At 32.2% G+C, this 25,715-nt stretch carries 18 protein-coding genes and 1 CRISPR repeat array; of the genes, 14 read left to right on the top strand and 4 right to left on the bottom strand.

Annotated features, from left to right (window positions below; all coding sequences use genetic code 11):
* Positions 1-53: 53 nt before the first annotated feature.
* From AC6QZF_RS10285 to AC6QZF_RS10265, 5 genes are all read left to right on the top strand, one after another.
* On the top strand, positions 54-2,285 hold the full coding sequence (locus AC6QZF_RS10285) for a Tex family protein (protein ID WP_499799797.1): 2,232 nt from the start codon (positions 54-56) through the stop codon (positions 2,283-2,285).
* A 151-nt stretch (positions 2,286-2,436) separates the two neighbouring features.
* Positions 2,437-3,201 carry a hypothetical protein gene (locus AC6QZF_RS10280; RefSeq protein WP_499799796.1) on the top strand — a complete coding sequence of 255 codons (765 nt, stop codon included), beginning with the start codon at positions 2,437-2,439 and terminating at the stop codon, positions 3,199-3,201.
* 10 nt (positions 3,202-3,211) lie between these two features.
* On the top strand, positions 3,212-4,036 hold the full coding sequence (locus AC6QZF_RS10275) for a hypothetical protein (protein WP_499799795.1): 825 nt from the start codon (positions 3,212-3,214) through the stop codon (positions 4,034-4,036).
* Positions 4,037-4,059: 23 nt separating this feature from the next.
* The gene (locus AC6QZF_RS10270) at positions 4,060-5,106 is read left to right on the top strand and encodes a hypothetical protein (protein WP_499799794.1); all 1,047 of its coding nucleotides are present in this window, start codon (positions 4,060-4,062) and stop codon (positions 5,104-5,106) included.
* 17 nt (positions 5,107-5,123) lie between these two features.
* Entirely contained in the window at positions 5,124-5,906 is a 783-nt protein-coding gene (locus AC6QZF_RS10265; protein ID WP_499799793.1) for an enoyl-CoA hydratase/isomerase family protein, read from the top strand.
* 93 nt (positions 5,907-5,999) lie between these two features.
* On the opposite strand, the gene AC6QZF_RS10260 is transcribed toward AC6QZF_RS10265, so the two are convergent.
* The 4 genes from AC6QZF_RS10260 to AC6QZF_RS10245 all read right to left on the bottom strand — a co-directional run bounded on the left by AC6QZF_RS10260 (position 6,000) and on the right by AC6QZF_RS10245 (position 13,902).
* Positions 6,000-8,174 (bottom strand): peptidylprolyl isomerase, encoded by a 2,175-nt coding sequence (locus AC6QZF_RS10260; protein ID WP_499799792.1) that lies wholly within the window; start codon positions 8,172-8,174, stop codon positions 6,000-6,002.
* Between the two features lie 281 nt (positions 8,175-8,455).
* Complete coding sequence (locus AC6QZF_RS10255; RefSeq protein WP_499799791.1) at positions 8,456-10,228, bottom strand: NADH-dependent [FeFe] hydrogenase, group A6; 1,773 nt, start codon at positions 10,226-10,228, stop codon at positions 8,456-8,458.
* Positions 10,229-10,240: 12 nt separating this feature from the next.
* The gene (nuoF, locus tag AC6QZF_RS10250) at positions 10,241-13,369 is read right to left on the bottom strand and encodes an NADH-quinone oxidoreductase subunit NuoF (RefSeq protein ID WP_499799790.1); all 3,129 of its coding nucleotides are present in this window, start codon (positions 13,367-13,369) and stop codon (positions 10,241-10,243) included.
* Positions 13,366-13,902, bottom strand: coding sequence for an NADH-quinone oxidoreductase subunit NuoE family protein (locus tag AC6QZF_RS10245; RefSeq protein WP_499799789.1), 537 nt, complete (start codon positions 13,900-13,902; stop codon positions 13,366-13,368). The genes nuoF and AC6QZF_RS10245 overlap by 4 nt, the downstream gene beginning before the upstream one ends.
* A gap of 454 nt (positions 13,903-14,356) precedes the next feature.
* On the opposite strand from AC6QZF_RS10245, the gene asnS reads away from it, so the two are divergent.
* The 9 genes from asnS (at position 14,357) to cas2 (ending at position 24,974) form a co-directional block, all read left to right on the top strand.
* Positions 14,357-15,709, top strand: coding sequence for an asparagine--tRNA ligase (gene asnS / locus AC6QZF_RS10240; protein WP_499799788.1), 1,353 nt, complete (start codon positions 14,357-14,359; stop codon positions 15,707-15,709).
* Between the two features lie 252 nt (positions 15,710-15,961).
* Positions 15,962-16,738 carry a CRISPR-associated endoribonuclease Cas6 gene (gene cas6, locus AC6QZF_RS10235; protein WP_499799787.1) on the top strand — a complete coding sequence of 259 codons (777 nt, stop codon included), beginning with the start codon at positions 15,962-15,964 and terminating at the stop codon, positions 16,736-16,738.
* Positions 16,739-16,809: 71 nt separating this feature from the next.
* Positions 16,810-18,663, top strand: coding sequence for a hypothetical protein (locus AC6QZF_RS10230; RefSeq protein WP_499799786.1), 1,854 nt, complete (start codon positions 16,810-16,812; stop codon positions 18,661-18,663).
* A gap of 2 nt (positions 18,664-18,665) precedes the next feature.
* The gene (locus AC6QZF_RS10225; protein WP_499799785.1) at positions 18,666-19,658 is read left to right on the top strand and encodes a type I CRISPR-associated protein Cas7; all 993 of its coding nucleotides are present in this window, start codon (positions 18,666-18,668) and stop codon (positions 19,656-19,658) included.
* A 2-nt stretch (positions 19,659-19,660) separates the two neighbouring features.
* A complete protein-coding gene (cas5b, locus tag AC6QZF_RS10220) occupies positions 19,661-20,470 on the top strand; it encodes a type I-B CRISPR-associated protein Cas5b (RefSeq protein ID WP_499799784.1) in 810 nt (269 codons plus the stop codon).
* A complete protein-coding gene (gene cas3, locus AC6QZF_RS10215; RefSeq protein ID WP_499799783.1) occupies positions 20,467-23,124 on the top strand; it encodes a CRISPR-associated helicase Cas3' in 2,658 nt (885 codons plus the stop codon). The genes cas5b and cas3 overlap by 4 nt, the downstream gene beginning before the upstream one ends.
* On the top strand, positions 23,124-23,621 hold the full coding sequence (gene cas4, locus AC6QZF_RS10210; protein WP_499799782.1) for a CRISPR-associated protein Cas4: 498 nt from the start codon (positions 23,124-23,126) through the stop codon (positions 23,619-23,621). Before cas3 ends, cas4 begins: the two co-directional genes overlap by 1 nt.
* Before the next feature lie 10 nt (positions 23,622-23,631).
* Entirely contained in the window at positions 23,632-24,705 is a 1,074-nt protein-coding gene (gene cas1b, locus AC6QZF_RS10205) for a type I-B CRISPR-associated endonuclease Cas1b (RefSeq protein WP_499799781.1), read from the top strand.
* 2 nt (positions 24,706-24,707) lie between these two features.
* Complete coding sequence (gene cas2 / locus AC6QZF_RS10200; RefSeq protein WP_499799780.1) at positions 24,708-24,974, top strand: CRISPR-associated endonuclease Cas2; 267 nt, start codon at positions 24,708-24,710, stop codon at positions 24,972-24,974.
* Between the two features lie 217 nt (positions 24,975-25,191).
* Positions 25,192-25,682: a CRISPR direct-repeat array (repeat unit 31 nt; unit sequence AGTTCTAATCGCACTATATTAGTATTGAAAT).
* Positions 25,683-25,715: the final 33 nt, after the last annotated feature.

Genomic DNA, 25,715 nt, shown 5'->3' with positions numbered 1-25,715 from the left:
CACTCATCGATATTTTTTATTTTTGCCTTCTGTTTTTTTTTCAATGAGGTAAAATGTTAGACATTAGAAAATTATTGGCAGAAGAGTTCAACCTTCAACAATGGCAAGTAGAAAACACTTTAAATCTTCACAACGAAGGTGCTACTCTTCATTTTATTGCTCGTTATCGTAAAGAAAGGACTGGTAATTTAGATGAAGTTATTTTAAGACAAATTTTTGATAGGTTTGAGTATCTTATTGAACTTGAAGAGCGTAAAAAAACTGTTCTTAATACAATTTCTGAACAAGGGAAATTAACCAATGAACTAAAATATCAAATAGAAAGCTGTCTTTCTAAAACAGAACTTGAAGATTTGTATCTTCCTTTCAAACCTAAGAAACGAACACGTGCAACAATTGCTAAGGAAAAAGGACTTGAACCTTTAGCTCAAACGATAAAACAGCATAATACGTTTAATGCAGATGATTTGGATTTATTAAAAGAAGCTGAACAATTTATTAATCTCGAAAAAGGAGTTGCTTCTGCAAAAGAAGCATTAACAGGTGCAGCTCACATTATTGCAGAAGAAATTTCCGAGGTTGCTGAATATCGCTCTTGGGTACGTAATTTCATTATTGAAAACGGATATTTCAAATCGCAAATCAAAGATGAGTTTGAACCAGACACTACTAAATTTGAAACATATCGTGATTTTAAAGTAAAAGTCAAGGATATTCAACCACACACAATGCTTGCCCTACGACGTGGAGAGGCCGAAGGAATAATATTGTTGGATGTCGAGTTCGATGAAGTGAACATTTTTAATTATTTAAACAATAAAATTATTTTTAATAAAAATGAAAACATCCGTAAATTTTATGAAAATACTATTAAGGATAGCTTCTCCCGATTAATTAAAAATTCAATTATTGGAGAAGTTCGTCTTGCGAAAAAAGTCTATGCAGACGAAGAATCAATCAAAGTTTTCGAAAAGAACCTTCGTCAAATTTTACTTGCTGCACCTGCTGGACAAAAACGAACAATTGGTATCGACCCTGGATTTCGCACAGGTTGTAAATTGGCAGTCTTAGATGAAACAGGCAAGTTCCTTGAATATAAAACTATATTTCCCTTCAATTCTGAATATGAAAAAAATGAAGCGAAAAAAATTTTAACTACATTCATTAATAATTATCGTATAGAACTTATCGCTATTGGTAATGGAACTGCAAGCCGAGAAACTGAAACATTTGTTCGTGAGACGATTTCGAATATTACATTAAAACCAATTCTAGTAATTGTTAATGAATCAGGTGCTTCTGTCTATTCAGCAAGCAAAGTTGCCCAAGAAGAATTTCCCGAACTTGATTTAACAGTGCGTGGTGCAATAAGCATTGGACGCCGTTTGCAAGACCCACTTGCCGAACTTGTGAAAATTGACCCGAAATCTATTGGTGTTGGTCAATACCAACACGATGTCGACCAAAAATTACTCAAAAAGAAACTTGAGGAAACTGTAGCGAGCTGCGTTAACTATGTTGGTGTTGATTTAAATACTGCTTCAAAAGAACTCTTAACCTATGTTTCAGGAATTACCCCGCGGGTAGCCGACAAAATTATTGAATGGCGAAATCAAAACGGAAAATTCACCTCTCGTAAAGAACTTCTAAATGTTCCGTTTTTAGGAGAAAAGACTTTCGAACAAGCTGCTGGGTTTTTACGTATTCGTAATGCCGAGAATATTCTGGACAATACTGCTGTCCACCCTGAAAGTTATTATGTTGTTGAGATGCTTTCAAAGGATTTAAACCTATCGCTAGAAGAAATCGTTAATTATCCTAAAATACTTAAAAGTATTGATTTACAGAAGTATTGCACTAATGATATCGGCTTACCTACACTTTTAGATATTATTGCCGAACTTGAAAAACCTGGTCGCGATCCACGCGATGAATTTCGCTGGGCTAACTTTCAAGAAGGTATTAATGAAATTTCAGACCTAAAAGTTGGGATGATACTCGAAGGAGTTGTAACTAATATAACTAATTTTGGTGCATTTGTAGATATTGGGGTTCATCAAGATGGGCTGGTGCATATTTCTGAAATTTCGCACAATTACGTTAATGACCCGACAAAAGTTATAAAAGTTGGGCAAATAGTCAAAGTAAAAGTGTTAGAAGTTAATGAAAAACTTCGACGAATTAGTTTGTCAATTAAGCAAGCAATTGAAAATAAGGAAAAACGACATAAGAAAAACAAAATTTCATTTACAATAGAGGATTTGCGTTCTAAGTTTTCTAATTAGGTTTTGCTGTCGGGAATTTTTTATTATGCTATATACTATAATTTTTATAGTTTATTATCGTTTTACAGTTTGAAATTAATAATTTAAAACTTTTGTTAAATTATAGAGTATATTGTTATATAGTTCCAAATATAAATTATTCGAGGAATTTATGAAAAAAAGAGTGTATTTAATATTTCTTATTGTACTTTTATACTCTTGTTCTGATAAAAATAGCACCTCCCCAACAAAGTCAGAAATTCAACCGAAAAGTCTTCATTCCTATTGGATATACGAAAACTATGATATTGACTCAAACAACGTTGAGAAAAAATCAAATAATTACGACTCGGTTGTTGTTTCTGGTCAAAAAACTCTGCTTGACAAATTAGGAACGATATTTTTTACAACAACAAAAAATTACAATGGGCAAGAATTATCAACATCTGAATATTATTCGTATGAAGAAAACCAAAAATTATATATGCATTCAAGTAGATTTAATCAATTTTTTAGTGGTGGAGGGCTGCCGGGGTTGCCTTTTACTTTCAAAGAGCAATGGGTAAAAGTTGCGGATATAAATGATGATGATTGGAAAGCATTCGAGGATGAAATTCCAGAAACTTCATTTATGGGATTGGGTACAATTTCTGGCAAATTGCTTATTACAGGCGAAAACAGAGGTAAAAAAGATTTCCTATTGAATAATAAGAAATTTCAAGCATATGAATTTTATCTGAATGTATCATTTAATGGAAATTTAAAATTTCAGCAAGCTCCGATTCCTGTTAACTTGAATTTTGAACAAAAAATTTATGTTCATTTTGTAAATGGAATTGGGCTTGTTCAACAAATTAATCAACCAACCAAAGTGCAGCTTTTAGGATTTACAGTCCCTGGTTCGAAATCAGTGTTAACTAATTATTTAATAAAATAGGGGGTTTATTATGAAAAAGTATGTTTTGTTATTTTTGTTACCATTCTTTTTGTTTGCTTGCTCAGACGATGACAACAACAATAATCCAATTGATGATAATTCTCAGGAAAAGAATTATTTCCCGCTTAAAGCTGGGAATTACTGGTTTTATGAGAATTACGATTTAGATATGCAAAATCAGATAAAACCTGATACAAAACGAAACGACTCAGTTATGACAGCTTCGAGCGTAACATACTTGCAAAAAGAGGCATTTCCTTTTGTTCAATATTCTTGGTTTATTAACGAATTGCCTGTAGAAACTGCTCGTTACCATTTTTATTATGAAAAACCCAAATTATATACAGAAACAAAATATGTTTTACCTGCAAACGCTGTTTTCGGTCTACCCATTGACAAAATAGAGAACAAATGGATTGTTTTAGCTGATTTCCAGGCAACAAATTGGGATGTATTCTCCCATCAATTCGCTAACGAAACAGTTCAACTTCCTAACTTACCAATTGCTTTAAAATTTAATGCAAATTACACAGTTAAAGCAACACGTAACACTACTAATACTAAAATTACTATTGGGAGCATTTCTTTTGACGCTGTTGAAGTTATTTTAAACCATTCAATAAAGGGTAATTTAAGCTACACTATTTTAAATTTTCCGATAGAAGTAAATTTAGTCCAAAGATTTTATTTTGTTGAAAATATTGGATTGGTTAAATCACTTCTCGAATCTAAAACAATTGAAATAAATCTTGGAACAATGGGAACTCAAAAGTTTGATATTGAAGGTTACCAGAAAAATTTAGTCCGTTATAATGTTAGCAAATTATCCTTATAATATTTTTAAGTAGGGAAGAGGTAATGAAAAAAAATGTTTTCATATTATTTGCCATCTTACTTTTAGCAAGTTGCAGTGATGATAATTCTACTCAACCTACTGAAAATAAGATTATTTATTTTGCTCCAAGTTCGGGATCGGTTGGGAATGTTGTGGAAATTGTTATTGAAGGATTTACTAATAAAAAATCTGAACTTGAAGTTAAGTTTAATGGGAAAGTTGCAGTAATTGATACTATTACTAAAGCATCTGGTAACAATCGTTATGTAATTAGAACTTTTGTTCCTTCTGAGGCAACGACTGGAAAAATTTCAATTACATACAAAGGTAAGACTTATTACAGTGAAACTGATTTTGTGGTCATTGCACTGAATGGTGACCTTTTGCCTTTAGGTAATGGATGGTATTGGGTTTATAAAAAATATCAGCTTGATACTAATGCGAATCCAGTAATGAACTATTTTACGTTGGATAGCTTAGTTTGTGTTGGTAAAGAAATGATTTTGCAGCAAGAAGCATATAAGTTTTTGAGCTTTTCTACTGTTGATAATTCAAATCAATACAATCAAAACAAAAATCAATACTATTATAAAGTCGGTAATGCTTACTATGCACATTCAAGCTGGTTTGATGATTTGGTCAATTTTGGAGCTTCTGGATTTGTTTTACCATTCGAAATCGCTGACCAATGGGTAAAAATCATTAACCCAAACCAAAATGATTGGCGTATTTATTCTCATACATTTATAAATGAACAATTTACATTCGGCACACTTAATGGTGAACTTACAATTGATGGGATAAATAAAGGGAATGTTTCAACTACTATCAGTTCCACAACATTCCAAAATGCTGTTCAGGTTGATTATAAATTTAAATTTGTTGGCAATGCTCAGACACAATTTGGGAATTTACCATTAAATCTTGAGAGAGTGCTTTCAATTTATTACGTGCCAGGAATCGGGAAAATAAAAGCAAAAATGTTGCCAATGAGATTTGTTGTAGAAGGGTTGATCGATCAGGTGATTCCCGGCTATGAGCAGCAGATCTATAAAAATTTCATTAATTAACATAATTAGGAAGTAACATGCCTTACGATACTATTATTTTCGAGCGTGTTGGAGACGTTGCAATCATAAAGCTTCATCGTCCTGAAAAATTAAATGCTCTCAATAAAAAAATATTAGATGAACTCGATGATTGTATAAAGAATATAGAGACAAACCATTCTATATATGGACTAATAATTACTGGCTCAGGTGATAAAGCTTTTGCAGCAGGTGCTGATATTTTTGAATTGCACAATTGTGATAAGCAAACTGGAAAGTTATTCTCTGAATATGGTAGTTACGTTTTTAAACGCATTGAACAATTACCAATTCCTGTTATAGCGGCTATTAATGGATATGCACTCGGCGGTGGGTGTGAACTTGCTCTTGCTTGTCATATCCGTTTTGCGTCTGAAAATGCTAAAATTGGACAACCAGAAGTTAGCTTAGGAGTCATTCCAGGTTATGGAGCATCGCAACGTTTACCTCGTATTGTTGGTAAAGCAAAAGCAGTCGAACTTATTATTTCCGGTGCAATGATTGATGCAAACGAAGCTTTCAGAATTGGTCTTGTTAATAAAGTTTTCTCTCAAGAAGAATTGTTCGACAAAACAATAGAGTTTTTAAATAATTGTTTAAAAAACAGCAAATTGGCAATAAAAGCCTCAATAAATTGCATCAACAAATCTCAGGAAATGTCTTTGCTTGAAGGTCTTCATTATGAAAGTGAGAGATTTGGTGAAATATGTGGCACCAAGGACTTTAAGGAAGGAACTCTTGCTTATTTAGAAAAAAGATTGCCTAATTTTACTAATGAATAATTTATGAACTTATATTTAGAAGGTTATTAAAGTAAAGTTGCTAAGAAAAAAGGCTGCCCAATTATTGAGCAGCCCTTTTTATAAAAATCGCTCTTAATATTCAGAATAGAATTTGGAACGATAATCTTCAATTTTAGCTTTTTGTTTTATTGTTTGGAACCAGCTTCCATAAGCAGAAGCACGAGCATTTTGGCGAAGCTCACGAGCTTTTTCAATATATTTAGCATTAATTTCGCCATCGTTCGGAATAATTTTGGAGTATACCTGAGCTATATACCACCCATTTTCACCACGTATAGGTTCTAATATTTTACCAGTTTCTGAATTAATTACTGCATTAGTGAATACAACGTCCATGCCGACACCAGGTACCTGACCGTTGTTACTCAGTTTTTCTTGATGAATTACATTATGGTTTGTTACATTAGCTAAATCGCCAATCGCTTTCACTTCATTATATACTTTTTGAGCTTTGTCTTTCAGCATCTCAATTTGTTTTTTGCGAATTATGTTTCTACGAACTTCCTTTTCATAAACAGCTAAACTTGGTGCACCCTCACTAACGGCATCGATTACCTGCATAATAACAATTTCTTTTTGCTTGGTTTCTTTTGGTTTTGTAACTCCACCTACTTCAAGTTCAAATACTTCGTTTGTAAGTGCCCAAGAACCAAATAAAGGGAACGTTTTGGAAATAAAATCAGATGTATCTACTCTTAAATTAAGTTGTTTGGCTAATTCATCAAAAGACTTCCCTTCTTCAACTTGCTTGACAAATGCATGTGCATCCATAAAGAGCTTGTTACGTGTTGGATTTGAAATTGTAGGAGTAATTTTAATTTCACTGTATTTTAATTCGTCTGATTTTTTATCCACTACTTTTATGATATGATAACCAAATTGTGTTTCTATTGGACCAACAATTTGACCAGAATTAGCCCCAAAAGCGGCATCTTCAAATGGTTTTACCATGCGTCCTTTTCCAAAGAAGCCTAAATCTCCGCCTTGATTAGCTGAACCTTTATCTTGAGAAAACTCTTGAGCTAATTTAGCAAAATCTTCACCAGAACGAGCTCGTTTAAGAATTTTGTCAGCTTCTGCTTTTGCACTGTCTTTGTTGTTACCAAAAGAAACTAAAATATGGCTTGCCTGAACAACTTCATTTTCACCTTTGCGACGTCCATCTAAACGAAAGAAATAAGTACCGTCAAACAATTTCACTGGACCGATAACTTGTCTTTCAACTGCATTTGCTAAATAGGAAAGGCGACTTGGATCTATGTCTTTAATTAATTTCCAATCGTAAGATTCGCCACCAAATTCGCTAATTCTAACTTCGAATGCACTATCAATTGCAGCAATATCGGTAAGTGTATTTAAATCATCCAATATTTTTTGAACTCTTTTTTCTGCACGTAATGAATCATCTTTTGAAGGTTGAATTGGAATTCGCACATACTTAATTTTTCTTTGGTTTTCACCTTTATAATATCTTTTGTTTTTCTCGAAATAATCTTTGATTTCTTGATCTGTTACCTTTATCTCATCGGGGTTAATATCTTTTGCACCAAGATGAATAAATCGAACATCAGCAAAGCTATTTTCATCTTTGAGAACTGTTTTAGCATACATCGGAGAAATGAAACTTCCAGTAGTTGTAATAGTTGTGTTCAAAGCTTCGTTTAGTTTTTGAGAACGAAGATAATTTTCAATTTTTATCAAATCGTTTCTAAAATCACTAATTGCTTTTTCTCTTTCTTCAATTGGGATTTGATTTGGGTCTCGCCCCATGTATTTTACAATATTTTCTGGGTTTGTTATTAAATCGTAGTAAATTTGTTTATTAAGATTCCCTGCTGTATCAGTGAATGAACGAGCCAAAAAATCAGGTGGATTTTCTATTAAAATATCTACAATTTCATTATTAGTGACTTTTATCCCAAACTTTTCTGCTTCTTGCTTTAAAATAATTTCAGTAACCATTTGATCCCAGACTTGGGTCATAATCTGATTTTGGTCAATTTCAGCTTCGGGGTTTTGCATTTGAGCTCTTTGCTGTTCAATTGCTTGTTCTACTCTTTCCTGAAAGTCCTTATAGAGGATTTTTTCACCATTAATATAAGCAATTGCTGCAGTCTGAGGGTTGCTGCCTTGTTGCAAAAGTGTGGAAATATCCGCATCACTTGCTACCATAAAACCAACAAAAATAACTACAAAAGCAGCCAGTGCATAAGGTGAAATTTTCCTAATTCTTTCAAAAGTTCCCATTAATACAACGTCTCCTAATTTTTATAATAATTAATTGCTATTATTTTCAATAACCTGCAATACAAACTACAAATTTAATTATGAATATATTAATTTCAAAATGAATAAGTTATAAAATACTAATAAAACTCAATAATTTAATATGTTTCCAAATTTAAGAAATGATGTTAATGAAATTAACCATTTTATGAAATAATAACTTTTCAATTTTTACAAATAAGAAGAGGCTGTTCAATAGTTTAATAAAACAGCCTCTTTTCGCAAACTAAAACAAATTGTGCTTATTTAAAGATTTCTTTCTTTTTGTAATGTGTATGGAGCAGATGATGTGATGTCTCGCCAAGTGGTTTACCAAGATAGCGTTCATACAGGCGTTTTATGTCTGGATTTTCGTGAGATTTTCTAATTTCTTTTCCTTCATCTTCTGCATAAATAGCCGCTAATCGTTTCTGACGAACTGTATCATCTGTAAATCGTGGTTGTCCACCGCCTCCAATACATCCACCGGGGCAAGTCATTACCTCAACAAAATGGTATTCTTCTCCATTTTCAATTGAGCTGAAGAGTTTTCTTGCATTTGATAATCCATGGGCAACGGCAACTTTTAATCCAACTCCTTCCAAAAATGACCAATCGGGTAGCGTTCCTTCGATTTTCAAAGAAGCTGTTTTTACTCCTTCTAATCCCATAAGCGGTTCGACGTGCAAATTTTCAAGCGGTAATTCTCTTCCTGTAACAATTTCATAGACAGTACGAATTGCTGCTTCCATAACGCCACCTGTATTAGCAAAAATATCAGCAGCACCTGAGGAGAGCCCTAACGGTGAATCCATTTTAGAATCTGGAAGAGAGGTGAAATCTATACCAGCTTGTTTGATCATTTTTGCTAATTCACGGGTAGTCAATACATAATCAACATCCTGAATCCCGCTTGCATTCATTTCTTCTCTTTGGCATTCAAATTTCTTCGCTGTGCAAGGCATAACAGATACAACCACAATTTCATCAATATCTTTACACAGCATTTCTGCATAGTAAGTTTTTGCTAAAGCTCCAAACATTTGTTGGGGCGATTTGCAAGTTGATAAATTATCAGTATACTCCGGATAGAAATATTCGACAAAGTTTATCCAACCGGGCGAGCAGCTTGTAAATTGTGGTAGAGCTACCTTCTTCCCGTTTACAATTTTATCTTTTAATCTCATCAGCAATTCGGTCCCTTCTTCTATAATAGTCAAGTCAGCAGTAAAATTTGTGTCAAAAACTTTATCGAAACCTAACTGCTTCAGAGCTGTAACCATTTTTCCAGTAACCAATGTTCCAGGTTCATAATCGAAACATTCGCCCAGAGCAGCTCTAATTGCGGGTGCAGTTTGTACAATAACCATTTTTGTAGGATCGTCAAGGGCTTCCCAAACATCATCAATATGGTTTTTTTCCGAAATAGCTCCAACAGGGCAAACTGCTGCACATTGTCCGCATTGTACACAAGCAACTGTGTCTAAATCTGACATAAAAGCAGGACTGATCATCGAAGAAAAGCCCCTTCCTTGTGGGAACAACGCGCCAACTGCCTGAACTTCATTACAAACTGTTACACAGCGGCGACATTTAATACATTTCCCATTGTCTCTCACTAATGCGGGTGTTGATTTATCAATATGAGGTTTAGCAACTTCACCTTTTAAGCGTATATCTTCAATGCCCATTTGGAAGGCTAAATTTTGTAATTCACAATCGTTGTTTCTATCGCAAGTTTTGCATTCTCCGTTATGTTCAGATAGTAATAGTTCAACGACTGTTTTTCTTGCAAGACGAGCTCTTTTAGTATTAGTAAACACTTTCATCCCGTTTGTTGCAGGAGTGGAGCAAGAAGCTGCAAGTGCTCGTCCACCTTCTATTTCTACAAGACAAACACGACAAGCACCAAGAGGCTTTTTACCTTCAAAGTGGCATAAGGTTGGAATATTTATTCCAACTTTTTTGGCTGCCTCTAAAACTGTTGTCCCTTCTGGAACTTCAACATTAATGTTATTTATGCTTAATGTAATCATTTTATACTCCAATTAATGTCCATAATCACATCTTAAACATCTCTTAGCTTGGCGAATTGCTTCGGCTTCGGTGTAAGATTGTTCTACTTCGTTAAAGTTATTTCTTCTTCTATCAACAGATAGAAGTGGCATTTTTACACGTGGATATGGTGCTGGATCGGCATCTGGATCGAATAATGTATCGTTAGGTTTTTCTTCTCGCCAGAAAGCATGAAATTCTCCCGTTAAGTATGTATCAATACCAACTGCGGCTCGTTCACCAGCAGCAATTGCTTCTATAACGGTTCTATCTGAATTACCAACAACGGCAACATCGCCACCAGCAAATAACCACGGAATAGATGTTCGTTGAGTAACAGGATCAACTATAATATTTTCGTTATTGTTCATTTTTAGCTTTATTTTCTCAAAAATTTCAGGGTTTTCTATCGCTTGTCCAACTGCTAAAATAACTTGATCGCATTCAACAACAAAAGTTTTCTCTTCTTTAATAGGTCTGCGACGTCCAGAACGATCGAAATCACCAAGTTTCATAGGTGTACATTTCATACCAACAACTTTCCCGTTTTCAGTTAAGATTTCCTCTGGATTTGTAAGCGGCATAAGAGTGATGCCTTCTTGCAATGCTTCATCAATTTCTTCAACATAAGCTGGCATTTCATCCTGACTGCGCCTATAAATTACTGTTACCTTTTCAGCTCCTAGACGAATTGCTGAACGTGCTGCATCGAATGCAGCGTTTCCACCACCTACAATGACAACATTTTTCCCAACTGGTACAGATCCTCTTAAATTATACGTTCTCAAAAATTCCATTGCAGTAGTAACCCCTTTTGCTTCTGAACCTTTAATGTCTAAGTTAATACTTCCAGCATTACCTATTGCAAGGAAAACAGCCTTATAACCGTCTTCAACTAGATCTGAAAGGGTGAAATCAACTCCAAGTTTTTTACCAGTCAAAATATCAACGCCCATATTTTCAATCATACGAATTTCACGCGCCAATGTTTCTCTTGGAAGTCTGTAAGCTGGAATAGTTTGAACCAACATACCACCAGGTCGCTGTTCAGATTCGAAAACGTGTGGGCGATAACCAAGACGTGCAAGGAAATATGCACAAGACAAACCAGCAGGACCTGCACCAATTATTGCAATTTTTGTTTTAGCGTTTTTATCATTTTCATGAACTTCTGGCAACTGAATAGTGATTTCTTGATCTACCATAAATCTTTTCAAAGCGCGTATCGAAACAGGTGCGTCAAGAGTCGCTCGCCTGCATTTATCCTCGCAAGTATGGAAACAAACACGTGCACAAACAGCAGCAAAAGGATTACGTTCTCTATGTAAGCGTAATGCTTCTGCATAACGTCTTTCTCCAATGAGAGATACAAATCCAGGAATATCCACTCCAGCTGGACAAGCGCTCTGACACGGAGCACGAACAAGACCACGGCAGACACCTGCTTCGCAATGTCTTTTCAAGATATGCGATTCGTACTCGTGCCTAAAATGTCGAATTGTTGATAATACAGGGTTCGGTGCAGTTTGTCCCAAACCACAAAGTGATGTATCTCTGATTTGTTCACCTAATTCTATTAGAAGTTCGATGTCGCCCTCTTGTCCTTTTTTTTCTGTTATTCTTTCTAATATTTCCAACATTCGCTTTGTCCCTACTCGGCAAGGAACACATTTCCCGCAAGATTCATCTTGAACAAATTCGAGGAAAAATTTAGCGACATCAACCATACAGGTGTCTTCATCCATTACGATTAATCCACCTGATCCCATTATCGCGCCTAATTCGTTTAGCGATTCATAGTCGAGTGGAACATTCAAATGTTGTTTGGGGACGCAACCTCCCGAAGGACCGCCAATTTGTGCAGCTTTGAATTTTTTGTCGTTAGGAATACCGTTGCCTATGTCATATATCAATTCACCAAGAGGTGTTCCAATAGGAACTTCTACAAGCCCGGAATTATTTATTGCTCCAGCAAGAGCAAATACTTTTGTTCCTTTGCTCTTTTCGGTTCCAAATTGTGCAAACCATTCGCCGCCTTTCAATAGAATTACTGGAACATTTGCATAAGTTTCAACGTTATTTAAAACAGATGGTTTTTCCCACAATCCTTTTTCAGCAGGGAATGGAGGACGAGGACGAGGTTCACCGCGTCTACCTTCTATCGAATGAATTAATGCAGTTTCTTCACCACATACAAATGCACCAGAACCCATTCTGATTTCAATATCAAAAGAGAAATTACTACCAAAGATATTTTTGCCTAAAATACCACATTCTCTTGCCCGATTAATTGCAATTTGAAGTCTTTCAACTGCCAAAGGATATTCCGCTCGTACATATACATAACCTTGTGAAGCACCAATAGCATAAGCACCAATAGCCATTCCTTCAATAACACTATGTGGGTCACCTTCTAAAATAGAACGATCCATATAGGCTCCAGGGTCACCTTCGTCAGCATTGCAAAGCATATATTTAACATCGCTTTTGCTATTTTGAGCAAATGACCATTTAAGCCAAGTAGGGAAGCCGGCGCCACCGCGACCACGAAGACCGGATTTTTTCATTTCATTGATGACATATTCAGGGCTATGTTCTGTAACTACTTTAGCCAAAGCAAGATAGCCATCTTTCCCAATATACTCTTCAATGCTTAATGGATTAATTTCACCACAATTTCTCAGAACTATCTTCACCTGTCGACGGAAGAAATCTATATCTGTAATAACTGGAACAGGTTTATCGGTAGATTCGTCTTTCCAACAGAGATGTTCTAAAATTTCGCCTTTTAAAAGATGCTTTCCAACAATATCCTTGGCATCTTCTGGTGAAACACCTTGATAAAAAATTTTGTCTTTTGCTGTTACAATAACTGGACCACGTGAACAAGGTCCCAAACAACCAGTTTCAACAAGAAGAACTTTGTCATCGATGCCGTGTTCTTTTAGCTCTTTTTGTATAGCTGCTTTTACCATTAGCGAACCAGATGCAATACAACCACCGCCAGCACAAACTAATATTTTATCAGCAATTTCGTTCCCAATTTTTAAATTCTCATTTCTAACGGCATCGCCGATTTTTCTTAATTCTTCTACGCTTTTTATTTTATCTGCTTTTATCATCCTGCTTTCTCCTTAATTATTGTCATTTCAATATCGCGGTAGAAATCAATAATCTCTTTGACTTTTTCAGGCTTTACTCTTTGGTGAGTTTCATCATTAACCATTATTACAGGGGCTAAACCACACGCACCAAAACAACGTCCAACATCAATAGAGAATAATCCGTCAGGTGTTGTACCACCTACACCAATTTCAAGTTCCTTTTCGAGAGATGCCAGAACATCTTTTCCACCACGAACGTAACAAGCAGTTCCCAGGCATACTCTAACCATATATTTACCCTTTGGAACTGTTGTGAAAAATGAATAAAAGCTTACAACTCCCGTAACTTCACTGTAAGGAATATCAAGTTTCATACTAATAAGCTGTAACACTCGTTTCGGCAGGTAGCCAAATAATTTCTGTGCAGTTTGCAAAGCAGGAATTAATCCACCAGGTTTTTCGACATAACCATCAAGAATTTCTTCAAATTGAGCCAAAAGTTCATCTTCTGTTGGCTCTTTTGAGCATTCGGGACATTTTTCAAGGGACATAGAAAACAATCCTTTGTTTGTGAATAATTCTAATTACAAAATAAATCAACAAAATAAGTTTCAGCTATATTTTAATAAAATTTTCATCATTTTTATTATTTTACTTTAGTTCCATCCAAACTATTTAATTCATATTAGAGATAAAATTCTCTATTGCTAATATAGCATTAATTATCATTAATAACCAAAAATAATATTCTGAAAAATCCTTGATAATCCTATATTTTTAATGTAATTCATCAAAAATTAATTTTTAGTTAATAGTTTATCCTATTCTAAATCAAAAATATAATGAAAACCTTGAATTTAAATTGCAGATATTTTCACGAATGACTTTTTTTTAATATATTCTTTGAATCTAAATTTTACTCGCTGAAACTTTTGTTATATTAATATAGTTTTGCTTATATTTGCAAATTGTTCTTTTGAATAGAAACATATTAAGGAATTATTTATGGAATCTCGTTACAAAAGTTACAAAAATATCGAAAACTTAAAAGATTATATTGGTGAAACTATTACTCTAAATGGCTGGGTTCATAATAAGACAGAGAAAGGAAAGCTTGTATTCATTATGTTAAGAGATGGGAGCGGTTTTGTTCAATGTGTTGTTTTCAAAGGAAATGTTTCGGAAGAAATATTTGAAAATGCTAAACGATTAACACAGGAGACGAGCATATCTCTAACTGGTTCTGTAAGGGAAGACAACAGAGCACCGGGAGGTTTTGAAATAGATGTTACTGATTTGAAGATATATCATTTAGCAAAAGATTATCCAATCACACCGAAAGAGCATGGCGATGCATTTTTGCTCGAAAATCGTCATTTGTGGTTGCGTTCGTCTAAACAGATGGCAATAATGCGTGTTCGAGCAGCTGTAATTAAAGCAATTCGTGATTTTTTTGATGGCAATGGTTTCAAATTGATGGATTCGCCAATTCTTACTCCAAGCGCTTGCGAAGGTACTTCAACTTTGTTTGAAACTAAGTATTTTGATTTAGGAAGCGCATATCTATCGCAATCAGGTCAACTTTATGCGGAAGCTTCGTGTATGGCCTTGGGCAAAGTTTATACATTTGGTCCAACTTTTCGCGCTGAGCGTTCGAAAACTCGTAAACATTTGACAGAATTTTGGATGGTTGAACCCGAAATGCCTTTCTTTGATTTAAACGATGATATGGATTTAGCAGAAGATCTCGTCGAATACATAGTCCGCTATTGCTTGAAGACCTGTCAGAAAGAACTTGAGGTGCTGGAACGCGATACAACTAAGTTAGAAAAAATAAAGCGTCCATTTTATCGAATGAGCTATACTGAAGCGGTAGATTGGCTGCATAAAAACAACATCCCGCTTAAAAAGAAAATTGACGGTCAAGAAGTTGATATTTTGCCATTTCCTTGGGGAGAAGATTTCGGTGCAGTTCAAGAAGAAGCAATTATGGAACAATTCGACAAACCTTGTATAATACATCGCTATCCAGCTGAAGCAAAGGCATTTTATATGAAACGCGATCCTGAAAATCCAAAAGTTGTCTTAGCAATGGATATGCTTGCCCCAGAAAAAAGCGGAGAAATTATTGGAGGCAGCCAGCGCGAAGATGACTACGATGCTCTCTATCAAAGAATTGTCGAGCATAATCTACCGCTTGAGGCGTTCCAATGGTATTTAGACTTGCGCAAGTATGGTTCGGTTCCACATAGTGGATTTGGTTTGGGTGTAGAACGTACTGTAAAATGGATAACAGGTGCAGCTCACATCCGAGAGACAATACCATTCCCAAGAATGATATATAGGATAGTGCCATAAAAAAAATTAAAATCATTACTATTTTATATAAAAGCCCTTATTTATTGAGGGCTTTTATATTTATAAAAAATTGTTGTAATTTATTTTTAAAATTATTATCTTTATAAAAAAAATATAGTTGTTGTTTTATAAGCGACGAAAATTGACGTTATAGCTTCGATTGAGTTGTTATTTGATGCTTTATTTGCTCTGCTTGTTTCTTATCTCGTGTTTTTTGAAATATTTTTCATAAAATAATTAGGTATTATAAGTATGCGACTTAAAATTATACTTGTGCCTGAAAAAAATTTTTTTTCGTTACCAATTAATTATCAATATCAAATGTCATCTTCTGTTTATAAGATTTTTCATCGAGGTTCAGAAAGTATAGCAGAATGGCTACATAACTATGGATTTCAAGATGATAAAGGTAGAAAACTTAAATTATTTAACTTTTCTTACTTAAATTTTCAGAATTACGAGTTGGAAGGAAAAATGATTATTGTAAATGGAGATGCTAATTTCTATTTTTCAGCACCAGTAGAGACTAATCTCGTTAAGGTTTTTGTTGCAGGAGTCTTAAAAAAGGCGCAATTTGAACTTTGCTTCGATGAGAATAATGTCAAATTTTTTATTTCAAGTATTGAAATTCAAGAAAATGAAATTATTGAGAACAAAATAAAATATAAAACAATTTCACCAGTATCTGTTTCCATTCAGCAAATAGAAGACAACAAGAAAAAAATCAAATACTTAACTCCCGGCGATGAGATTTTTTCTGCACAAATTGAGAAAAATTTGTTAAAAAAATATAAGCTAATTAAAGGTGAAAATTATACTGAATATCTTAAAGTGAAAATTGCAGAAAATTTTGTGAAATCTAAATTGATTTCAATAAAAGAAGGAAAAAATGGAGGTATCAAAGTGAAAGGCTATATGTGTAATCTGTTAATAGAAGCAACTCCAGAAATGCAAAAAGTTGCATATTATTGCGGGATAGGCGAAAAAAACAGCCTCGGTTTTGGTATGATAGAGAGAATTAATAATTAATAATTAATAATTAATAATTAATAATAATTAATAATAATTAATAATAATTAATAATAATTAAGGAGAAATATATGATTACTGAAATTGTTAACTTTATTAAATGTATTGATGAACATTATATGACAGAAAAATTGGAGCCATCGAAAGGATTGCATATTTGGATAAAATTAGATGCTCAAGGAAACTATGAAAAGTACGAACATTGGAATATAAACAAGAAAACAAAACCAGAAGATGTACCCAAATATTGCGAATTTGGGTTGAGGGATTACTACTCAAATTGGATTTCGAACAACAAAGCTATGGATATAGGTGGAAAGGGAAAAATGCAAATTCTTTCTGTTAACCCATATACACTTTTTTTTAATAAAGAAAATTATAAAAAGGGAAATGTTTTAAAAAAAATACCCGTGTATTTCAAAAATATCTTAAAATTAAAAGCAACTGATGATAGCTTGAAATTTACAGAACAAGAAATTAACAGAATAAAACTTATTGAAAAGTTCCTTGTGAATAATTTTAACTCACTATTAGATGATTTATCAATAATTGATAATCTAAAAGATAAAGATAAAATAAAAATATATTTCGACGAAGATATTAACACCCTGAGAAAGGCATATGAATTATATATAGAAAATAAGATTTTTTTAGTAGAAAATGATAAAATTAACATTAAGTCAACCGAAAATGGAAAAGAGACTACATATGGAATGACATCTTTTTTTACTACTTTTGGTGAAGATAAAAAGCCCTTCATATCCCATAAAACTTCAAATTTTAAAGTTAATAGTAGATTTGAACTTTCAATTCACAAGCACCTGCATAATTTTAAAAGAATGCTTGAAAACAAGAAACTTCCGAATCCACTTCCTATTTTTATTGATAAAAATGAATTAAATATTGATAAAAATGAATTAAATGAAGTTGTAGTTACACTTTATAACAGAGATAAAGTTATCAAATTTAGTGAAATAATAAAAAAATTAATCAAAGACAATAATAGGGATCTTTCAAATTTTTATCTGATATTTTGGAGTAACTACAAAGGTCTCGAAATTAAAGATTTCGATTATGTGCCACTGTTCAAATTCTTTTTGGATGATTTCAAGATCATAACATATTTTTTCAAAGAAATAAAAGAAAATTCAATTAAAGATGTTTTTGAATTCGAATCAGTTGTAGTTCATAAAACTTTCAATAATGTACTAATTCAAAAAGTTAAGGAAGGTAAAAATGGAGAATTGCAATATTCTTTAAAATATTTTGATGATATTAAATTCGATTCAAAATATATGACAAAAACTACATATTTAAATGTAATGAAATATCGAAAAGCATTTTATGATTATATTTACAAATCAAAACATAATGCCATATCAAATCAGGTCTTTCAGGATATTTTGATTTCGGGAATTCTTGATGATGTCAAACACGATGAATATAAAAACGGACAACATACAAAAGATATCAATATTAAAGATAAACTCAATATATTTTTTTCATTAAACAAAAACTTTGGAGGTGAGGATATGGGTTCTAAAATCCTACCATTACAGGAAAAATTGAAAAGCCTGCTTAACTATCCCGATGTTCACATTGAAAATGATGAAGAATTTGCTTATTCAGCGGGACAACTCGTTTATTACTTAATCTACCAGAGCGAAGCTGCTAATAAAACTCACGCATTGATGGAACCATTTATTTCTAAAAATGAACCAGAGTTGTTCAAAGTTGCAATTGCACGGGGTATCGATAAATACAAGCACAAACTTCCTTACGGAACCAAAAAATTTCAAAAACTAGCAAGTGAGGTTCTCGGTTGGGAAACACAAACAAAAATTAAAGATTTACTTCCGCTATTTTTAGCTGGTTATTTTTCTAATTCACAATTATTTGAATCAACAAAAAATGAAGGAGTTTAATTATGTTACAAGAATTCAAAAACAGAGTATTTGGTGCAGTTATTGTCAAATCTATCAATTCAAATTTCAATGCAGATTTTACACACAATCCACGAACACTACCGGATGGTGTGGTATATTCTACCGATAAAGCATTAAAATATGCGATTAAAGACTATTTTAGGAAAAACTTGCCAAATAGCATTATTTTTTACATCAAAAGATTTAATGAAAATCTAAATCCATTAAGTTTGGACGAAACGTATCAAAGTATTTTTGGTGATTTCCCTAAAAAAGAAAAGAAGAATGAAATCAATCGTAAAGCTGTACTTGAAAAACTTTTGACTGCCCTGGATATTAGATTATTTGGTGCTACTTTTGCTGGTAATACCAATATTTCAATTCACGGACCAGTTCAAGTTAACCACGGTGTAAATAAGTTTCCAGAAAACGATATTTACAATGAGGATATTTTATCTCCTTTCAGAAATTCAAAAAAAGAAGAAAAAGAAGAAAAAGAAGAAAAAGAAGAAAAAGAGATGTCAACACTTGGCAACCAAACTAATCTAAAAGAAGGGCATTATGTGTTCCACTTTTCAATTAATCCGAAAAATACAGAAGAATTTTATAATATTATTAATCAAGGAAAACCAGATAATGAGATGCTTTGTTTGTCGGCCGAAGATATCGATAAATTAAAAGAAGCTATGAACAGAGCCGTAACTGCACTTGATTCCTCCCGAAAAATTGGCTCAGAAAACGAAGCTACAATCTGGGTGCAGTTAACAGAAGGGTCAAAGAAAGTGCTACCAAGTTTTACAGAACTCATTAATGTTAGCCGAGATGGAGAGACTGCGATAATTGATTGTTCAAAAGTAGAAACAACTCTAAAAGAGATCGAAGAAGATATAGAAACAATAGAAATATATTATAATCCCATAACAACAAAAATTATTGGTTGTCCGAAAGGTAGTATTACAAAACATTTTAATATCTTGAACAATCAAGAGATCTGAAAATGAATATGGAGAAAAACAAGATCGCATCAGTTGATTTTAAAGCAACTTTTGGTTTCTTAAAGAAAAACGACATAAATGATAGTATTTATTTAACATATAATTTCTTGCACAAACCGGCTCTCTTGGGAATATTTGGTGCAATTTTGGGTTTAGGTGGGTATTATCAAGCATTTATTAATAAAGCCAATATACAAGAATATATCGAAAAATTTAAGGACATTAAAGTTGGTATAGAACCTCTCAACTCTTTGAACGGAAATTTCAAAAAAACAGTTATTACATATAATAACAGTGTGGGTTATGCAAATAAAGAGGAGGGGGGTAACTTAATAATCAAAGAGCAAACACTTATTGCACCAAAGTATAGGGTATATGTTCTTTTGAATAACGAATATGCTTCCAAGCTTTTTGATATGCTGAAAAACAAAGAGGCAGTTTATATCCCATATTTGGGAAAGAACGATTTTCAACTAACTTGGGAAGAACCAAAAGAATACATAGCAACTAAATTTGAACATACATCAAGTTACTCTATTAATTCTATCTTTCGTAAAAATGATTTTATCAAAAATCACTTACTTAATGATGGAGTTGATGACTTTTTAAATGAAAAACAATACTTTTTCTTATATTTCGAAAGATTACCAATTGGTTTCAGCAAAATTACGGGCAATTATGAATTGGAAGAATTTGTTTATACAAATGCATTATTCTCAAATAGTTTAAAAATAGATGAATTATATGAACTATTTGAAAGTAACAATTCAAAAAACGTAATTTCAAACAAAACAATTATTCAATTAATATGATGGAAACATTTGATGAAATATTGAAGCATTTTCCCTTTTACTTGTTAGATAATCTCCAAAAAAGGGATTTGTATTTCTCTCATTTAAAACAAGATAAAAAAGAAACCTTAAAAGCTCATACCGAATTAGTAATGAAGTACTTTTTGAAAATTGTTGAAAATAATGGATTAGAACCGATAATTGACAATTTAATAACAAAGGAAGTAATCAACTTATTTTCAGTCGAGAAAATAGAAATTCAGAATTACATTAAAATGCTTTTTGCTGCATCAATTTATTTTCACGACTTTGGTAAAATCAATCCTAATTTTCAAAGGGAAAAGATGGGAAACCCATCTTTCCCTTTTGTTCAACACGGCATAGGGAGTGAACATTCTATTCTAAGTTATTATCTTTTTTTATCGTATTTTTTAAACAAAATATCTTCTTTTTTTTCCAATCAAGAACAAAAATTATTATATACTTATGTATGTATTTTCTCTCATTCAATTTACAAACATCATAGCTCATTAGATGATGCATTAGATCTCAAAATAAATGAACTTTTTTTAAAAAATTTTAATTATTTTACACAAAGATTCGAAAGTGTAAGTTTTCTTGATACAACGAAATTAATATTTTTTTTAAATAACAAAGATAAATTATCTGATTTTAAAAAAGACTGTACAGATACAAGTATTGCCTATATTCTTTTGAAACTTAATTCATCATTACTAACAGCTGCCGATTATTTAGCAACAAATGAGTTTATGCTCGATTTATCAGTACAAGATTACGGCATAATGAATAATGAATTAAAATCAAAAATTATCGAAGGAGTGTATAACATCGAGTATAACAAGCAATTGAAATACAATCTTGATTTTTTTGCGAATTTGTCTTTCGAAAATCTATCAGAAGTATCGAACAAAAATCTTAACTTAATTCGTCAAAAACTTTCAGCAGAGGTAATAAGTAATTTTAGACAAAGCTCTAATAGCAAATTGTTTTACATAGAAGCCCCCACAGGCAGTGGGAAAACTAATTTATCATTGTTATTAATTTCAGAACTTTTAAAAAATAGAAATAATATAAGAAAAATTTTTTATATTTTTCCATTTGTTTCTCTCATCACTCAAACATTTACGACAATTAAAAACAATTTCAAATTATCTGCAGCAGAAATAACTCAAATTCATTCTAAAGCACCTTTCGAAAAGGATCGAGCCGAGGATGATTTCTATGGCTCATTGAAAAAAAATTATATCGATGCTTTATTTGTGAATTTCCCAATTGTTTTGATGAGCCATATTAAATTTTTCAACTCAATTGTTTCTAACGAAAAGGAAGAAAACTACCTTCTTCATCGATTAGCAAATTCTATTGTAATTATTGATGAGCTTCAATCCTACACGCCATCTGAATGGGATAAGTTGAATTATTTTATTAATACTTTTTCTGATTTATTCAATATCACTTTTGTGTTGATGTCAGCAACACTTCCAAAAATCAGTCAGTTAATTATTAGTGGTTCGAATAATGTAAAGCAGGACAATTTTATTTATTTAGTTCAGAACAAGGATTTATATTTTACCAATCCGAATTTCTCACAAAGAGTTTCATTTAACTTTGATCTACTTGCTGAAGGTTCAGTTTATGGTGATAAAAATTTGGCTGAATTTGTTCTCGATAAAGTAAATGAATACTACAATTTAAATGGTCGCGTACTTACTTTAGTTGAATTTGTTACTAAAAAATCAGCTAATTCCTTTTATAACTTTATACATAGCAATAGTAATTTTTCTGATTTTGAAATAATTTACATTGATGGGACTGTGTTAGAACCAAGGCGATTAGAAATTATCAAATACTTGAAGTCGAGCACGAAAAGTGGAAAATTATTACTGATCGCAACACAAGTAATTGAAGCCGGGTTGGATATTGATATGGATATTGGATTCAAGGATATTTCGTTAATCGACTCTGATGAACAATTTGCTGGCAGAATTAATCGCAATGCGTCAAAAACAAATTGTATTGTTTATCTTTTTGATTCAGGAAGTGCAAAATTTGTTTATAAAAATGATTTAAGGTTTGATGAACAAAAGAAAATAGACCGAAACCAATTGAATGAATTCTTGATTTCAAAAGAATTTGATAAATATTATTCTCATGTATTTTCAAATATTAACTCTTATAATAATCAAATTTTTGCCGAAAATTTATCCTCTTTTCTGAAATATATCAAATTGCTTAAATATAAGGAAGTTAAAAGGAATTTTAAATTGATTGATAATAATACTATATCAATTTTTGTTCCTTTGAAAATTCCAATCAGTTTTTTTTCTGACATAGAAATTGCTTTTTTAAAAGACAATCAAATTTATTTTGATGATGACGAAGAGATTTGCGGTGAGAAATTATTTTCTTTTTATGAACAATTGATTAAACAAGATAGAGATAGAGAAGACTTTTTGAAAAATAAAACTGAATTAAAAATTATAAACACAATACTCTCGCAGTTTGTATTTAGTATGTACTTAAATATAAATAATAATAAATTACAAAATTATGGTGAATTTAAAAATGGATATTTTTATTTAACGCATTGGGAACAAATATATTCATACGGCTACGGTTTCAATCAGACGTTAGAGATAAATAACATTATATAATGATAACAGGAACCCATATTTCATATTATTTTCATTGCCCTCGTCATCTCTGGCTTTTTGCTCATAATATTAATATGGAGCATAATTCCGAGAATGTCGATATTGGAAGGTTTATCTCAAATTCCACTTATGAAAGACAACAGCACGAAATTCGTATCCACAATGATGAATTTGATATTGTCCTTGATTTTTATGATGCAAAAAACAAAGTTATTCACGAGGTGAAAAAATCTTCCAAAATGGAGGAAACTCATATCTGGCAGGTTAAATTCTATATCTTCGTGTTAAATCAAATTGGTATTAATGATGTCTCGGGCGATATTGATTATCCCTTGCTCCGTCAAAAAATTAAAGTTAGTTTTTCGGAGGAAGATTCCAAGAAAATACAAACTTATATTACTGAAATCAAAGAAATTATATCCAGCGATTTGCCGCCGAAACCAATTAATAAACCTTTTTGCAAAAATTGCAGTTATTACGAATTATGTTATATTTGATTGATTTTGTATGAAGCGAAATTTTTATATATTTACACCCGGAAAATTGAAAAGAAAAGATAATACGATATTTTTCGTACCTTTTAAAGAATACGAGTATAACGAAAATGAATACATTGATGATGAGTTGCTATTATCAATGGATTCGGATTTGGACGAAACAGATTCAAAAAATAAAATTGTATTACCAATAAACGAGATAGAAACATTCAATGTAATGACAGAAATTTCGTTTAATACGAAGTTCATAGATTTTTGTACTCAAAAGAATATACCTATCCACTTTTTTAACTATTATGGTTTTTACTCAGGTACATTTTATCCACGTGAGTACTTATTAAGCGGTAAATTGCTGGTGAATCAAGTAAAATTCTATTCGAATAATACAAAACGATTACAAATTGCAAAATCATTTGTGGAAGGAGCTATTTACAATATTATTAAGAATTTGAAGTATTACAATAGCAGAAAAGTTGATTTGATTTCAGAAATAAACGAAATTGAGCGATTAAGCAATAATATCAAAGACATTCAAAAAGTTCCCGAATTAATGGGTTTGGAAGGAAGCATTCGAAAAATCTATTATTCTACTTTCGAAAAAATCATTGGGAAGGAATTTGCTATACTTACAAGAAAATTCCATCCACCATCTAATCCCATTAATGCTTTAATTTCGTTTACTAATTCGCTCGTTTACACATCAATATTATCGGAAATATACAAAACTCAGCTCAATCCCACAATCTCTTATTTACACGAACCAAGTGAACGAAGATTTTCCTTGGCTCTGGATATAGCAGAAATATTCAAGCCAATTTTTGCCGATAGAATCATATTTAAATTAATTAATAATAAACAAATCCAGACCAATGATTTTGAAACAAAATTTAATGGAGTATATTTAAAAGAAAATGGACGAAAAGAAGTAGTAAAAGAATTCGACGAGAAAATGAAAACTGTAATTAAACACAAAACAATCAACAAAGAGGTCTCCTACCGCAGAATAATAAGATTGGAATGTTACAAGTTGATTAAACATTTGTTGGGCGACAAAATTTATGAACCATTCAAAATCTGGTGGTAAAAATGTATTGTATCGTAGTCTATGATGTTGGGGAAAAGCGAGTGGGCAAAATGTTAAAACTAACACGACAGTACTTTAGTTGGATACAGAACTCAGTATTCGAGGGCGAAACAACCGAAGCAAAATTGATGGAATACTTACATTTTGCAGAAAAAATAATGAAAAAAGAAGAAGATTCAATAATTGTGTATAAAATGAGCACAAATAAATATTTAAATCGAGAAATAGTAGGAGTGGATAAAAGCAAGTATACATCGAACTTTTTGTAGAAAAGAAAAGAAAATTATAATTGTCGAACTCGAAAAAATTCAAAACAATATTATAGAATAAAAGGGTAAGTTATTTGAAAATTAGGCTGAAATATCGATATATTCGATATTTGTCGAGAGGCTAACAAAAATACATAATCAGCGGTCGACAATAATATTAAAGAAAAAAAATAGTATAAACTATTGATTAATCGATAAGATTTTGTTAATTTTGATAGGTTCTAATCGCACTATATTAGTATTGAAATCAAGATATACTGCAGAGTGCTTGATGACACAAACGGTTCTAATCGCACTATATTAGTATTGAAATTCCGTTAGGTCGGCCGGGGTTATTTTTTTAAACCAGTTCTAATCGCACTATATTAGTATTGAAATTTGTATAAAGTTAGAATGTTCAGATTGTTTATCGAAGTTCTAATCGCACTATATTAGTATTGAAATAATTGAGTTGGTATCTGGTGTTATTGGCGTTATTAGTTCTAATCGCACTATATTAGTATTGAAATGGTAATCTCGATTTAGAAAACAATCAAGCTGTCAGAGTTCTAATCGCACTATATTAGTATTGAAATTTGGATTTTCTTGTATCTAAATTTGTATTTAAATTTGTAGTTCTAATCGCACTATATTAGTATTGAAATATTTCTCTAAATAAAGATTTTAAGCCCCAACCTGGTTCTAATCGCACTATATTAGTATTGAAATAGTGATGATGAAACATTTATTATTACTGAACCG

The sequence above is a fragment of the Eximiradius sp. genome (genome assembly GCA_937127445.1).
Taxonomy (GTDB): domain Bacteria; phylum Bacteroidota; class Ignavibacteria; order Kapaibacteriales; family UBA2268; genus JAKIZO01.
Note: the sequence above shows the minus strand (reverse complement) of the source record. Positions and strands in the feature narration are given on the sequence as shown.

Bases quoted from the DNA above. Each gene is read 5' to 3' on its own strand.
- AC6QZF_RS10285 (WP_499799797.1), top strand. From the start codon at position 54: ATGTTAGACATTAGAAAATTATTGGCAGAAGAGTTCAACCTTCAACAA.
- AC6QZF_RS10280 (WP_499799796.1), top strand. From the start codon at position 2,437: ATGAAAAAAAGAGTGTATTTAATATTTCTTATTGTACTTTTATACTCT.
- AC6QZF_RS10275 (WP_499799795.1), top strand. From the start codon at position 3,212: ATGAAAAAGTATGTTTTGTTATTTTTGTTACCATTCTTTTTGTTTGCT.
- AC6QZF_RS10270 (WP_499799794.1), top strand. From the start codon at position 4,060: ATGAAAAAAAATGTTTTCATATTATTTGCCATCTTACTTTTAGCAAGT.
- AC6QZF_RS10265 (WP_499799793.1), top strand. From the start codon at position 5,124: ATGCCTTACGATACTATTATTTTCGAGCGTGTTGGAGACGTTGCAATC.
- AC6QZF_RS10260 (WP_499799792.1), bottom strand. From the start codon at position 8,174: ATGGGAACTTTTGAAAGAATTAGGAAAATTTCACCTTATGCACTGGCT.
- AC6QZF_RS10255 (WP_499799791.1), bottom strand. From the start codon at position 10,228: ATGATTACATTAAGCATAAATAACATTAATGTTGAAGTTCCAGAAGGG.
- nuoF (WP_499799790.1), bottom strand. From the start codon at position 13,369: ATGATAAAAGCAGATAAAATAAAAAGCGTAGAAGAATTAAGAAAAATC.
- AC6QZF_RS10245 (WP_499799789.1), bottom strand. From the start codon at position 13,902: ATGTCCCTTGAAAAATGTCCCGAATGCTCAAAAGAGCCAACAGAAGAT.
- asnS (WP_499799788.1), top strand. From the start codon at position 14,357: ATGGAATCTCGTTACAAAAGTTACAAAAATATCGAAAACTTAAAAGAT.
- cas6 (WP_499799787.1), top strand. From the start codon at position 15,962: ATGCGACTTAAAATTATACTTGTGCCTGAAAAAAATTTTTTTTCGTTA.
- AC6QZF_RS10230 (WP_499799786.1), top strand. From the start codon at position 16,810: ATGATTACTGAAATTGTTAACTTTATTAAATGTATTGATGAACATTAT.
- AC6QZF_RS10225 (WP_499799785.1), top strand. From the start codon at position 18,666: ATGTTACAAGAATTCAAAAACAGAGTATTTGGTGCAGTTATTGTCAAA.
- cas5b (WP_499799784.1), top strand. From the start codon at position 19,661: ATGAATATGGAGAAAAACAAGATCGCATCAGTTGATTTTAAAGCAACT.
- cas3 (WP_499799783.1), top strand. From the start codon at position 20,467: ATGATGGAAACATTTGATGAAATATTGAAGCATTTTCCCTTTTACTTG.
- cas4 (WP_499799782.1), top strand. From the start codon at position 23,124: ATGATAACAGGAACCCATATTTCATATTATTTTCATTGCCCTCGTCAT.
- cas1b (WP_499799781.1), top strand. From the start codon at position 23,632: ATGAAGCGAAATTTTTATATATTTACACCCGGAAAATTGAAAAGAAAA.
- cas2 (WP_499799780.1), top strand. From the start codon at position 24,708: ATGTATTGTATCGTAGTCTATGATGTTGGGGAAAAGCGAGTGGGCAAA.